Below are 13,986 nucleotides of genomic sequence, written 5' to 3' on the forward strand. Positions count from 1 at the left end.
GGTTAAAATATAACTCATTGATTTAATTGGTAGCCCCTGCAAGAATCGAGCTTGCAACTGCCCCTTAGGAGTGCATTTTATTAATGTATTCCTATAAACCCCAATGAACAATCAAAAACAAAAACACAATTAACCTGTTGTTTTATATTAATTAAAAAACACAAAAACAATACACTATTGTTCTTCCTTGTTCTTTGCGGCACAATGCACCTGCTACATATGTGCTACACAGGAAAAGCCGCATGCCAATCAAAGCAAAAATAACATTGTCGAGTATTAAAAGCTTAACGCCAGCAGATAAACGATTAAATGATACAGAAGTCACAGGTTTCCATGCGCGCATTTCGAGTATTGGAGCAATATCCTACTTCTTGTTTTATAGGCACAAGGGTAAACAAGTAAATTATCACTTAGGTTATGATGGGCAAATTACTCCAGCACAAGCTAGAGACTTAGCTAAAAATAAAATCGCTGAAGTAACTCAAGGGATTAATGTTCACGAAGTAAAAAAGCAAGACCGCATTAAAACTAAAGAATCAAAGCTATCTACCTTACAAAACTTTTTAGAAGAAAAGTACTTTCCTTGGCTTTTATCTCGTAACCCCAAAACAGCAGAGAAAACAAAAAAAGCATTCCTGTCAGCATTTAACAAATTTATGGAATTTCAACTTTCAGCGATAACAGCATGGGAAGTTGAAAAGTGGCGTAATAAACGTTTGGCTGATGGGATTAAACCAGCAACTACAAACCGCCAAATAAATTTAATTAAAGGCTGTTTGAGTCGCGCTGTTGAATGGGAAGTAATTGATAGCCACGATTTACAAAAGGTTAAAGCTCAGACCGTAGATAACGCAAAAGTGCGCTATTTATCAAAAGATGAAGAATACCGCTTGCGTGAAAGCCTTGCTAAGTTCGATATTAAGCATCTAACGACTATCGTTATTCTTGCTATAAATACAGGTATGCGTAAAGGCGAAATTCTATCGCTTAATTGGAATGACGTTAACCTAGAAAATAAAGTGCTGACTGTAGATTTTCAAAATGCTAAATCTGGTAATACTCGCCACATACCTTTAAATACGCAGGCGTTTAATGTTTTGAGTGATTGGCAAAAGCTATCGGGGAATATTGGCTATGTGTTTAAAGATAGCAATCAGCAACGGATACTAGATTTTAGATACGATTGGGCGACTTTATTGGAAGATGCAAACATTACCGATTTTAGGTTTCATGACTTACGCCACCACTTTGCAAGTAAGCTCGTAATGGCAAGCGTAGATTTGAATACAGTTCGAGAGTTGCTAGGTCATAGTGATTTAAAAATGACGCTAAGATATGCACATTTAGCGCCAGAACATAAAGCAGCGGCAGTTAATTTGATTGGATAGGCATATGATTACTTAAATATTTACTATTATTTAATACGTCTTTTTATAGAGTATGCAGCCATATTCCATGATTGATATTTATTTAATGCTGTCTCCACTATTTTATCAATAGCGGCTCGTTCATAATTATCTCTATAATAATCAACATCTTTTTTTCCTTCAATTTCAGAATTTAAACAATGTGCAATCATTCGAGGGTTAGCAACGCCTCTTGTCGTCCATTTTTTTATGCAATACGGATAAGCTATAAGAAAATAAAACTCTCTTTCTGAATACTTTTTATTGAGCTCATCTACCTTGTCAATTCCACTAAGCTGCCCTTTTAAACAATGCTGATACATTCGATTATCTAGCTGGCCTCGTTTAGTCCATTCCTTTTTACATATTGCCATACTATTTGATATATAGTTATTGCTTGGTAGAGGTTTTTGATAGGTTAATCCCATTTCATTAGCCTTTTTAGCCCGACGCACTTCTCTTGCTCTATCTTCAAGTACCGCGATCTCTTTGGCTTTTTTCAGTAATGCCTTTTCTTTGGCTTCTCTTTCTAACGAAAGCTGCCTTAACTCTGTTTTTCTTACCAACCTAAGATATTCTAGATGTTCTATTACTTCCTTGTTTATTTTATTGAATTGATCTTTTTGAGTCGCCTTTTGTTCATTACATTTAACGAAAAGTTGAAAGCTTTTGTTATTTGATAATTTTTTAGGTCTGCATTCTTTAGATGGTTTGTAATAATTTTTCCAATCAAGTTCAATTTGCTTGGTTATCTGCTCTATATTCGAAGAGTTATTTAAGTTTTCGACAGCGTAAGTTTGATTAACGGTGAGCGTAAGAGCACACAAATAAATTAATTTATATTTAGAATATGAGATCATTATTCGTCCTTGATCAATAAAAAGAGAAATCTAACAAAGTAAATTATTACTATACCCTAACAACTCAGGGTACTAAGAAAAAATTGTAAAATATTAATTGGCATAACTATCTTTATTACTGGTCATAAATTCAAAGATAGCAATCAACAACAGATATTAGATTTAGATATGATTGGGCGGCTTTGTTGGAAGATGCAAACATTACCAATTTTAGGTTTCATGACTTACGCCACCACTTTGCAAGTAAGCTAGTAATGGCAAGTGTTGATTTGAATACAGTTCGAGAATTACTGGGTCATAGTGATTTAAAAATGACGCTAAGGTATGCACACTTAGCGCCAGAACATAAAGCAGCTGCGGTTAACTTGATTGGTTAAGGCTAATACGTAAAGTTGCGTTAAATTCACCTACTTAATACAATTTCAGGGTTTTTTCCAAACGCTGAGGGGTTATAACTATTAATAATTTTTCTCAGCCATTCAGGGTTAAAACTAATATGTTCTAGTAATTCATATCTCTCAACCAACAATCTGAAATTATAATAATCGTCACTATCATCAAAAGCTATACAATTAATTGCGAGCAATTGAGTTATTTCTTTATTGAGAAAAGAACGAACAATATTAGAATAAAACTTTTCAGTTGCAGTTACCTCGCACTTGATAGCATCTTTAAAATTAAGAGGTGTACTTTTAAAAGAGTGATTTAATAAAATAAACTTAAGTAAGTGATAAAGTATTCTAAAGTAATGACTGCAATCAATTGACTCTTTTCTCATCATAGTCACCTGTTTTTTTATTTGTTCCTCATCAGATATCTGCGCATCAAAGCCTGCTCCATTTTTTATAATTTTAGTGTATAGACTTTTTATTTTTGAAGGTTGAGGTATACCTTTAAATATCGTTGTTTCATTTAAAGACTCAAACACAATATTAAATTGGCCAAGCAATGAATGAAAAGTATCTTCGAAGCGTTTCTTCTCTTGAGTTATAGCCTGTTCTTTTTGAACAGCTTCAGTTGCCTTTAAAACACTCTGCGTCTCTGATAGTTCTTTTTTCTGGATAAGAATTGACTGAGTTAACCAGTAAAATGCAAACAACGCTATAACAGGACTCAATATTCCACCAAAAAAACTACCAAAAGCTCCCCAGTCCGCCGAGTTTAAAGATATCGGCTGCTGGTTTTTTAAATAAAACCAACAAAAGTATGATAGTGGGACTAAGAATATTACTGCTATTGAAATATTCTTAGCTATCTTCACGCCTTTTTCTAATTTCTCTTGATCCATGTTATTTATCCGTCTAGATATGAAGTAATTCCTTATTATTTTGATATTATTGCATTAGTTTATTAAGTAACAAAGTTAAAAGGACTTAGATTGTGATTGAGAAAGAATATTACCGATTAGATGAACTAGAAAAACGGTTCGATTTATCCTTTAGTGATGTGCTTTATTTAGTTGAAAACTCAAAGCTCGATTTAGCTTTTAGACTCGCTGATAATAAATTCATTATCGGTGGCTGGGCGAAGGGTAATAGCTTTATTGGGTATGCCTCTGTCAAATATAGTGGTTTTGCAAGTATCACTCAGAAGGATCAGCTAATACTCCTCTCAAAGCATAAAACTAACTGTAAATACTTTTGGTTACTGAACAAAGATAAGATAGTTAGCGCAAATTATGACTATCCTTTTGAATCAAAAACACCTAATGCCTTTTTGCATACATGGCAACCAAAACAGCCAAGCGATATTAACTGGGACAAAATTCCTGCAAAGCTGTTCCCAAAAGAGCAAGAACACACTCTCCATTCGTTTAAAAATGCGATGACTAATACTTTTAAAGCATTAGGTGCAGAACAATCTAAACCAAACGAATATGAAAAAGAATTTGATGCCAGAATACCGAAAGTACAATTTTATTCAGAGGGAATTAATTTTGAGTTAGCCGATATTTGTATTTTACATTCTGAACTAGTCAAAGCGGGTATTGCTGAATCGAAAAAAAATATACCACAAGAAATAACACCACCACTTACGATACCTAATCAAACTCCAAAAACACGTTCTGATGATTTTTACGATTTATTAATTAGGCTTGTTGGTGCAGAACCAGAACTCACAGCAAAAGGCTATTGGCGTAACCTTGAGCGCGAATTAGATGACCTTCAAGAGTACAGAGTATTTGATAAACATAATTTGCTTATTGAAATATCAGCCACTCATATAAATTGGAAAGATAGAAGTGGTAAACCAAAAAAGCCAATGAGCTTTAGTTCTTTCTCAAATAGGCTAACTAAAGTTAGAAAAGAACTTTTTCCTAACAACAACATTTAAAATTCCCGTATAAGCTCATTCAATTCCTGAATTAGCTCATTTAAAAAAAACTGCATTGTAAAACACCTCCTGAAACGTTAATAACTCAGGAGGCACTTATGCCAACCACCACAAACAAACGCGCATTATCAGAAATAGAAACAGCCGAATATATCGGTATGAGTCGCTCTTTCTTACGTCAATCACGTATGGAAGGAAACCGCACTAACAGAACCCCTGCCCCGCCATTTATTAAAATTGGCCGTACTGTTCGTTATTTAAAAGATGATTTAGATAACTGGTTAAATAACTTTTGTCGCTTAGAGCATTTAGGTCAAAACCCTAATGGAGGTAATCATGCCTAAGTTAACTAAAGAACAAACTCGACTACTAATTTGGTTATCGTTAGAAAATACTTATTTCGAAATTTGCCGTGAAATTGGTTATTCATATCGGCAAAAGAATGGGCTACATACCTATGTTAATAAGCATGGCCAGCCATTTAAATTTGATACGCGTACACTTGATAAACTCGTTGATGAAGAGCTTGTAACAAGTGAAATAATTTATCATTTTGGTGTTAAATATGAACATTACTTTTTGACCAAAAAGGGTCGTGTTTTTGTGTTTGCTTACGCTAACCCTAAATAACCAATGAGTACCTTTAGAGAAACATTAATTGCAAAAGCGATTAATGAACAAGACGATATTTTAACGCCGTATTTAGAACTCGTTGATAAGTACGATGCGGCGTTTTTAACGAAAAGATTAGCACCATTTTCCAATAAAATTAAAAGCACAATTTTAACTGATGCTTTTAACAAGCCTAATAACTTTGAGCGCAATCGCCATGTTTTAGATACGACGAATAAGCTTTATAAACTCTTACCTAAAAAACTCGCTCACCTATTTTTTTGCTTTGATGATGATATTAATAACATAGCGAAAAAGTGTGCAAACTATTGTCGCCAGATTGCTATTAACCCCGAAAAAGTTAACTTCCTTTACTACCAAGCTAAAAACAAACAGCGAAATGATAGCGAACTAGAGCGAACCGTTTCGCATGAGTTTCGTAGTAATGAAATGATTGATAGCGAAACCAATAGCGAAAATTCCGCTGTGTTTCGCTCTGCTAATACCGAAATTAATAGCGAATTCGCTGATGACAAGCAAAAAGCCCTTTTTGATTTTTTATCAAACTACGCAATTAAGTTTGGTGTTTCGCCTATAGAGCCTAAAAACAACATAAAAATATCAGGCTGTATAAAACGCTATATCGATAACCGTTGGTGGCTACGAAAGTTTCGTAAACTCATTACTCAAGCAAACGAAAAAGCAGCCCTGCATTTAAATTTCGTAAACAGAAAAAGAGAAATCTATGCGAGCAATATAACAACTCAAAACCGCATTACTCAGCGCCAACGAAATGACGAACTACTAAGTTCAACTTACATACTTAACGAGCATGGGCAACGCTACTCGTTAAAAGAAATATCCGACCTAAATGTATCAAACCCAAAGATACGAAAAGATGAATTACTATGTCGTGCAAGAGGTTTTGAAGACCTAGCGAAAGAGCTAGGTCATGAAGCACTTTTTATTACGGTTACATGCCCTTCTAAGTACCATCGTGCTTTTTCTAAATCAGGAGCTGCTAACCCTAAGTGGGAAGGTTTTATGCCTGATGAAGCAAATAGCTATCTAAACCACCAATGGCAAAAAGCCCGTGCAGAGTTTAAACGTCAAAATATTGCGCCTTATGGTTTTCGTGTAGCAGAGCCACAACATGATGGTACACCGCATTGGCATATGCTGTTTTTTATTGAGAGCGAAAAGCTAGACGCATTAAAAGCAATTATTCGCCATTATGCGTTAGAAGTTGATGGTGACGAAAAAGGCGCAGCGGAAAATCGTTGTGACTTTAAACAAATAGACCCAAACAAAGGCTCTGCAACTGGCTATATTTTAAAATATATAGCGAAAAATATAGATGGTGAAGGTGTTGGCGAAGATAAATTCGGTAACGATTCGCTACTGGTAGCGCAACGTATTGATGCGTGGGCATCGTGTTGGTGTATTCGCCAGTTTCAGCAAATTGGCGGTGCTAGCGTTTCTGTATGGCGCGAATTAAGACGTTTACGCTCTATGTTTAATGACAAAAAAGATAGCCTATTAGAACAAGCTCGCTTTGCTGCTGATAACAGCGATTGGAAAGGCTACATACTTGCTATGGGTGGTTTACACACAAAACTAAAAGATAAACCTATCAGGTTGCATTACGATTTAAACATCGTTGAGGAAACTGGCGAATGCTTACAAAGCTATTACGATGGTGAACTCATACTCAAAGTAAAAGGCTTGTGGTTCGCTGGTAAAGCTATAATCACAAGGCACTATTCATGGAAGGTAGAAAAAGCATAACCTAAAGCTAGAACGAGTTAGCTAAAGCTCCGTATTATCTAAAAAGAGCTAAAGCTATCTCATTTAGATAAAATTACAGTTAGATACAACATATCAAATAGCTAAAGCTACATATTGAGCTTTAGCTCATATCAAACACCAATTCAAAGCCAAAATAACATTTAGCTAACCACTTACCAGAATGGCAAAAAGGATCTTACTTGGAGTTCTGTAAATAACTGTACTTATATAATAAGCAATGATATTTGTAGTATCACTGGATACTAAATGTCAACATCAACTAATATAAGGATTTATTGTGTTAGACCAGTCATTTTCAGCTCAAAATTTTTATACAATATATAAACAGGAGAATAAAAAGGGGAAAAACATTATCGCTGATTTTTTCCCTGAAGCGGCTGCTTATCACCTTAAAATAAAAAGAGTACGCAATCTAATAAGTAAATCGTACTCAAATAAAAGAAGCTCATCCCTCCCTTGGTTTGAAATACGCATTAGTAATCTGTATTTACTTTTGAAACTATTGAAAAAGAAACGTAATACGATAATTATGGATTGTCTCAATGAAATATCTTGTAATATCGCATCAAAAAAATCAGACTTCAGAGTTAATAAGTCTTTAAAAAAAAGAAATGAAAAGGATACTTATCAACTAGATGGAACGGCTGAATCATTCTTTACAGAAAAACAAATTCAAAGAAACATCAAATATACTTACCAAGTAAAACAGAATGACAGGGATTTAATAATCCCTCAGCTTAAGTCATGTCTTAATAATAATTATCCTATGTATATAATACGAACAGACATCAAGTCATTTTACGAAACAATAGATCGTGAGATTTTATTAACTAAATTAAATAAGAGCTCAATTTTAAGCCTAGTTAGCAGAAAAATAATAGCTAAATTATTACATTCATACGGTGTAACTTCAGGTGAAGACAATGGAATACCTAGAGGGCTTGGTATTAGTGCTTACTTATCGGAGCTTTATTTAAAAGAATTCGATGAAAAAGTTAGAGGGATTAGCAATTTAATTTTTTATTCACGCTATGTTGATGATATTGCGATAATAATTTCACCACATCCTACAGATAATAAAGAAAACTACTTACAACTAATTAAGGGATTTTTGAACGATGACAACCTCTCAATTAACATCCAAAAAGATAAAACAGCTCTATATTCAATTCCAGAAGATAAGTATGACTTTGATTACTTAGGGTATAAATTTCAAACTAATGGAAGAAAATTAAAGCTTAGCATCTCTGATAAGAAAAAAGAAAAATATATTAATAAAATAAAACAAATATTCGATAAATATAATAAAAGTTGCATTAGGACACCTGAAAAATCCAGACGAGAATTATTGTTAAGACTAAATTTTCTTACTTCTAATACAAGGCTTTCGAACAATAAAGGTAATGCTATTGTTGGTATATTTAATAGCAACAAATGGGTCACAGATACTACTTTCCTTAAAGCTTTAGACGGTGAACTTTCCAAAGCTATCTCTGGTATTAACAACAAAGGTTTGAAAACAAAGTTATATAAAAAATATAAATTTGTTAACGGTTTTGAAAAAAGAAAATTTGTTAACTTTAGTTCTAAGGACTTTTCAATTATCACTAAAGGATGGAAGTGATGAAAAAATCACTAAGAATCAAAAACTCAAAAGTACGTGCAATTTTATCGGACACTTTACCTTATGAAACACCCATAACATTTTCAAACAGATTTTTTTATGATTTCATTCATAAGCACCACCTTGCAATTGAAAATAATGAAGCTACTTGGACTAATACTTGTGAAGCCTTAGACAGTTTAATTTGTATTTTTCTAGGTATCGGTTTTAATGAATTCACTAATTTTAATGGTATTAAAAAGGTAAAATATTCAAAGCAAAAATTTGTTACAATTCCATTTGCATATGGTATCAGACATAAAGATAAGAGCTTTCGCAGACTATCCATTATCCACCCCAGAAACCAGCTTGAAGTAGCTAATTTTTATAGTAAATATAAAGAGTTAATTATATATAACTCAAATATTTCCAACTACAGCTTAAGAGCCCCAGCAAGAGTTGCAAGTACAAGGTTTTATGATGATGAAAAAAAGAGCGCGTCTGTTATTTTATCAAATACAATGGATCGTAATAATGATAAAAATTATAAAAATTTAAAGTCATTTTTTGGATATAAAAAATTGAATAATATTCATCAATTTTTTGAATCTAATGAATACCATAAATGTGAAAAAAAATATAACCATATGTCTCAATTAGATATTACCAAATGCTTTGACTCTATTTACACTCACTCAATAGCTTGGGCTGTTCTTGGTAAAAGTAATGTTAAGCATTCAATGGCAGAATCTGGTGGTCAGTCAGTATTAAGTAACACTTTTGCTGACGATTTTGATCGGTTGTTGAGGACTCAAAATTATAATGAAACAAACGGAATACTAATCGGCCCTGAACTATCTCGAATTTTCGCTGAAATAATCATTCAACGAATTGATTTTAATCTAGAAAAAGAGCTTAAAGAAAAAGGATTCAAGCTGGGTATTGATTATAATATATATAGATATGTTGATGACTATTTCGTTTTTTATAATGAGGAATCTACTTACAAAGACATCTTTTCTACGCTAGAAATGATGTTAAGTGAATATAAGCTTTTTATAAACCCAGAAAAAGAAGTGGTTTACAACAAACCTATAATTACTGAAACAACTATAGCTAAAAGAAAGATATCACAATTTTTGAATGACAAGATCAAACTGGAATTGATTGAGTCTGAAGTCACAGATACTACACAAGAACCCATATTGACAGCCAAAATAAATATCATATCAAAGACCCTAATTACTGATTTCAAAATGATCATTGCTGAGAGCGGTGCAGAATATAAAAGCGTAATTAATTACACATTAACAATAATAGAGTCTGGGCTAAAAGCAATTTTAACTAAGTATGATAAAGCGACATATTGTCAGAATAGCTACAGATACCTTTTATCTTCTATTCACTCATGCATTGAGTTTTGTTTTTTTATTTACACAGTCGCACCTCGAGTAAATACAACAATAAAGCTAAGTCGCATATTGAAGTTAATTATTGATTTTTGTAGGAGTGACCTTATTAAGTTTAATGACATGCATCAAGTATTTACTTTGATTTCTGAAAATATACATTTTGTGATTGAAAAATATGAAAGTAAAACTTACACCCAAGTTGAGACCCTTTATCTGTTAACTGTAATGTCTGAATTAGGTAAAGACTATTGGTTAGAGGAAAATTTACTTATAAAGTATTTTGGTGGTACTGCACAAAAAGATAAAAGCGACGGCTTTCTTTTTCAAACAAATTTGAACTACTTCTCTTTAATGGCAATTGTATTTTATACTAAGAATAAAATTAGATACCATAAAATTAGAAATGCAGTAAAGGTAACCATTATTAAAAAAATTCGCTTGAGCAAACCAGTTTTGAGAAATGACACTGAATCTTTTTTACTATTGATGGACAGCTTGGCTTGCCCATATTTCAACCGATATTTTAAAATGTATATTTTAAAGCTTTATGGGGTTAAGAGTATCTCCTTGAGGAAAAAGATAATTGCACAAGATAATCAATGGTTCACTAAGTGGAATAAATTTGAGTTTGGAAAAGAACTTGACGCGAAGCAAAGCGACAACGTATATTAATTAGGCTCTACATCACTCCTACCGTTAAATTGCTGTAGGCAGCGCCACACACTCGTAGAGTACAGCTTGGGTCCTATGTATGGAGATAGTTGTTTTAGCGGTTTAGGAGTGAGCCGCTAAGTTAATTTTAACTTATAGTTACGAGTATAATTATCTTACGCTTTATCTTAAAAAATTTATTTACGTACTCCACAATATTTTTACAGCAATTTACCCTCATTTAAAATCTCCCCGCAGTAAATATAAAAGCTTATAAGTGAATTGCGCTGCATCTCAAAAATCTTACATATCTATCTGTAATACTCAAAGTGTTATGAATGGAACTCATAAGTTTAATTTAGTTTTGAAGATATCAATGAAGAAATAAAACTCTTGGTAAAATTTTTTAATCAACTTGCTACATATGTGCTACACAGAAATTAAAGAAAGAGACTGAAAAACATAACTCATTGATTTTACTGGTAGCCCCTGCAAGAATCGAACTTGCAACTGCCCCTTAGGAGGGGGCCGTTATATCCATTTAACTAAGAGGCCACAAACAAGCTGTGTGCTTAGAGGTGTGAATTATAACGGCATCTGGTTTTTTATATCAAGCGACAACTGAACTTAATTGCTTGATAAGTATATATCTTCTTTATTTAGTACATAAATTGGGATTAGTTTTCGACTACTCGCGACGATTTTTTTTGTATGCGCGTTAATTACACGTGTATTTACAACAACAGCATCATGGCGATAAATTAATGTACCCGCTAATACATGGCTCGCCATTTGCTCTTCACTAAGATTTTCAATATCACGTGAAAAAGCAAAATCACCACGGCTATTTACATCTATTGTTTGGGTTGTTTTAAAATCAACCACGCCATAACCAAACTTTTGTAACTGATGAATTAACGTCTCAGATATTTGATTACCCAATTGATTGCTTTTAGTAAGCGATGAATCAAGATCGACCAAGGTAGTAACGGCAATATTAATATTGGCGTCGGTATCACTTTCAAACTCAAGCGTATCAACCAAATCTAGTGCCATTTGCTCTACATAGTTAGCAAGTGTTTTATGGTGCTTAAGTGGTGTAAATTGATTGCCGTTAACATCATCTTGAGTTGATTGTTGCTCGGCTGTTTTAAGCATGCTTGCTAGGTCATAATTTACTTGTGTGGTTGAAGATGCATTCATTTCAGCACTTTCACTATTTTGAGTAAAGGCACAACCAGTTAAGTTAGCTAAAGCAGAAAAAATGATAAAGCGGTTAAATAATTTACTATACATAATTATCTCACTTGCTTGCTTGTTTTAACATTATGCCATCAGTGCGATAGCTACTATTAAGCGCATCAACAACCGACTGTGGAATAAACCCTTGTGCAGAACCTACCACGGCCTTACTTTCTAGCCCAACAATACGTGCATTGACAAGTACACCACCTTGATGGTTTACAAGCGTACCGGCTAGTACATACTTAAAGTTTTGATCTTGATTTAGCTCTAAATAGTCGCGACTAAATACAAAGTCGCCTGTTGAGGTAACACGCATATAATCAGTTGTTTTAAAATCAATAACTGGTACACCAAAGCTGTGTAATTCATGCATGAAGCTTTCTGCAATTTGGTTTCCTAGTAAGCTACCATCGTTGTAGTCTTCATCTAAAAAAATAAAACTCGAAACAGCTAACGGTGTTTGTTCACTTACGTACTGTAAGTTTTCAACCATGTCTTGCATTATGCCGCGCACATAATGGTTAATATTTTTGCGCATTGGCGGTGTTGCTTTTGTGTAGTTATCTTGTGGAGCCATTCCTGACTGAAATAAGTTATCGTCAGAAACAGGTGCTGCAACGTCGCGTTGGTTACTCACCAGTTGGTTGCTTTGCTCACTTTGTGGTGTTGTGGTGTCTGTATTCATTGTGCCTAGTATTTGAGAGCAACCAAAGCCCAGTGGTAAGCATAATGTAATTAATAGGTTTTTCATTTTGTGCTCCAAATTAGTATTCGCTTCGGTATAAAAGTCCGTCACGCTGCTGAATTTTCTCATTGCCCCACATTACATTAATTGGGATCTCGGTACTTCCCGCAGAGAGCACCTGTTTATTTTCTATATTCACAAGCCGTGCATTAACTATGTATGCATGCTGCTGGCGAGTCACTGTTCCTGTGATAACTAAGTCAATATTTTGGCGATTACGTAATTTACTTAAATCGCGACTTAAAATACTGTCTGAGTTTTCTGATAAAGAGAGGTTATTCCCAAGTCTGTACTCAACGGTGTGATAACCCAGTTGAGTAAATTGTGTAAGCAGACTTTCTTGGATCTGCTGACTTAAGCCTGAGGCCTGCCCTATCACTAATTTTGTATCTAGTGCATCTGCATAAAAGAAGCTACTAACGCCAACACGTGCATTAGCATTTAATGCTCCGTTTAGGTGGTTAAGTTGCGACGTTAAATTAACTACATAGTCATTAACCGTAAAAGGAGCCATGGCTGCTTTAGGTGCATCTGTAGGCACACTTAGTTCTGGCGGTGGCACCAAGTTACAAGCAGCTAAATTTAAAAATAATAAAGGCAGTAAAAGGCGCATAATTGCCATCCTCTTCAAAACATACTGAGGATGAAGCAATTTGTATGCCGACTTAACTATTGTGCGATAAAGGGCTGATCTACGTAATAGCTAACTAAACAATTTATATTTTGGCTCTTTAAATTTTGACAGTCAGCCATAGCGTTTTTTTTGTCTATGTATGCGCCTAGCTTTAAGCGGTTATACATAACTCCTTTTACATTTATTGTTTCAACATTCATCACAAAGTTATCGCCTAGTAAGCTAGGAAGCTTTTTCTGTAGTTGCCTAAAAGCTAAAGAGAGTTGTTCTTTTTGCGTTATTGAAAGCACTTGTAAAGCAAATCTGGGATTAACTGGTTTTGTTACTTGTAAATTGGATCGATTAATTGTGTTGGTATTAACGATTTCTGCTTTTATTACGGGTGTGTTTTTCTGCTCATTTTCTTTAGCTATTGTATTGAGTTGCGATATTAGTAAGCTTAAGTCGTCTTCAATAAGTAATAAACGCGCAAGTTCTGGCTTCATATTTTGCCACTGCTGGGAGCTCATTTTTAGAGTTTCAAGTTCTTGCTTTGTTATTTTTACGTAGCTTTTTTCGTCAGTTACGTTGGTCTGAGTAGCACTACCATCAATTGCTTTATTATTCGCACAACCATAACTTAGCAACATTGCACTGATTATAAATATACATTGAACTCTTTTCATCCTAATTCCT

At 34.0% G+C, this 13,986-nt stretch carries 14 protein-coding genes and 1 tRNA gene; 8 read left to right on the forward strand and 7 right to left on the reverse strand.

Annotated elements, in window-relative coordinates; all coding sequences use genetic code 11:
- The first annotated feature begins 242 nt into the window (after positions 1–242).
- Positions 243–1,388 (forward strand): site-specific integrase, encoded by a 1,146-nt coding sequence (locus GQR45_RS16050; RefSeq protein ID WP_165726474.1) that lies wholly within the window; start codon positions 243–245, stop codon positions 1,386–1,388.
- A 26-nt stretch (positions 1,389–1,414) separates the two neighbouring features.
- Here the strand turns inward: GQR45_RS16050 and GQR45_RS16055 are convergent, their stop codons facing one another.
- Positions 1,415–2,266 (reverse strand): hypothetical protein, encoded by an 852-nt coding sequence (locus GQR45_RS16055; protein ID WP_165726475.1) that lies wholly within the window; start codon positions 2,264–2,266, stop codon positions 1,415–1,417.
- Positions 2,267–2,451: 185 nt separating this feature from the next.
- On the opposite strand from GQR45_RS16055, the gene GQR45_RS16060 reads away from it, so the two are divergent.
- Positions 2,452–2,643 (forward strand): tyrosine-type recombinase/integrase, encoded by a 192-nt coding sequence (locus GQR45_RS16060; protein ID WP_240920258.1) that lies wholly within the window; start codon positions 2,452–2,454, stop codon positions 2,641–2,643.
- Positions 2,644–2,669: 26 nt separating this feature from the next.
- Here GQR45_RS16060 and GQR45_RS16065 read toward each other — a convergent pair whose 3' ends face one another.
- Positions 2,670–3,554 carry a putative phage abortive infection protein gene (locus tag GQR45_RS16065; RefSeq protein WP_165726476.1) on the reverse strand — a complete coding sequence of 295 codons (885 nt, stop codon included), beginning with the start codon at positions 3,552–3,554 and terminating at the stop codon, positions 2,670–2,672.
- 92 nt (positions 3,555–3,646) lie between these two features.
- On the opposite strand from GQR45_RS16065, the gene GQR45_RS16070 reads away from it, so the two are divergent.
- From GQR45_RS16070 to drt3b, 6 genes are all read left to right on the forward strand, one after another.
- Positions 3,647–4,600 (forward strand): hypothetical protein, encoded by a 954-nt coding sequence (locus GQR45_RS16070; protein ID WP_165726477.1) that lies wholly within the window; start codon positions 3,647–3,649, stop codon positions 4,598–4,600.
- A gap of 98 nt (positions 4,601–4,698) precedes the next feature.
- Complete coding sequence (locus GQR45_RS16075; protein WP_165726478.1) at positions 4,699–4,944, forward strand: helix-turn-helix domain-containing protein; 246 nt, start codon at positions 4,699–4,701, stop codon at positions 4,942–4,944.
- The gene (locus GQR45_RS16080) at positions 4,937–5,230 is read left to right on the forward strand and encodes a hypothetical protein (protein WP_165726479.1); all 294 of its coding nucleotides are present in this window, start codon (positions 4,937–4,939) and stop codon (positions 5,228–5,230) included. Before GQR45_RS16075 ends, GQR45_RS16080 begins: the two co-directional genes overlap by 8 nt.
- Before the next feature lie 3 nt (positions 5,231–5,233).
- Complete coding sequence (locus GQR45_RS16085; protein WP_165726480.1) at positions 5,234–7,000, forward strand: replication endonuclease; 1,767 nt, start codon at positions 5,234–5,236, stop codon at positions 6,998–7,000.
- A gap of 298 nt (positions 7,001–7,298) precedes the next feature.
- Complete coding sequence (gene drt3a / locus GQR45_RS21405; protein WP_165726481.1) at positions 7,299–8,645, forward strand: antiviral reverse transcriptase Drt3a; 1,347 nt, start codon at positions 7,299–7,301, stop codon at positions 8,643–8,645.
- Positions 8,645–10,708, forward strand: a complete 2,064-nt coding sequence (drt3b, locus tag GQR45_RS16095; RefSeq protein WP_165726482.1) for an antiviral reverse transcriptase Drt3b — start codon at positions 8,645–8,647, stop codon at positions 10,706–10,708. Before drt3a ends, drt3b begins: the two co-directional genes overlap by 1 nt.
- 459 nt (positions 10,709–11,167) lie before the next feature.
- Here the strand turns inward: drt3b and GQR45_RS16100 are convergent.
- From GQR45_RS16100 to GQR45_RS16120, 5 genes are all read right to left on the reverse strand, one after another.
- A tRNA-Arg gene (locus GQR45_RS16100) sits at positions 11,168–11,242 on the reverse strand.
- Positions 11,243–11,314: 72 nt separating this feature from the next.
- Positions 11,315–11,983, reverse strand: a complete 669-nt coding sequence (locus GQR45_RS16105) for a FlgO family outer membrane protein (protein ID WP_165726483.1) — start codon at positions 11,981–11,983, stop codon at positions 11,315–11,317.
- A gap of 7 nt (positions 11,984–11,990) precedes the next feature.
- A complete protein-coding gene (locus GQR45_RS16110) occupies positions 11,991–12,683 on the reverse strand; it encodes a FlgO family outer membrane protein (protein ID WP_007583141.1) in 693 nt (230 codons plus the stop codon).
- 13 nt (positions 12,684–12,696) lie between these two features.
- A complete protein-coding gene (locus GQR45_RS16115; RefSeq protein WP_165726484.1) occupies positions 12,697–13,290 on the reverse strand; it encodes a FlgO family outer membrane protein in 594 nt (197 codons plus the stop codon).
- Between the two features lie 56 nt (positions 13,291–13,346).
- Entirely contained in the window at positions 13,347–13,976 is a 630-nt protein-coding gene (locus GQR45_RS16120) for an SPOR domain-containing protein (protein ID WP_165726485.1), read from the reverse strand.
- Between the last annotated feature and the right edge of the window lie 10 nt (positions 13,977–13,986).

This window comes from Pseudoalteromonas sp. SA25 (assembly GCF_011378705.1).
Lineage (GTDB): Bacteria > Pseudomonadota > Gammaproteobacteria > Enterobacterales > Alteromonadaceae > Pseudoalteromonas > Pseudoalteromonas arctica.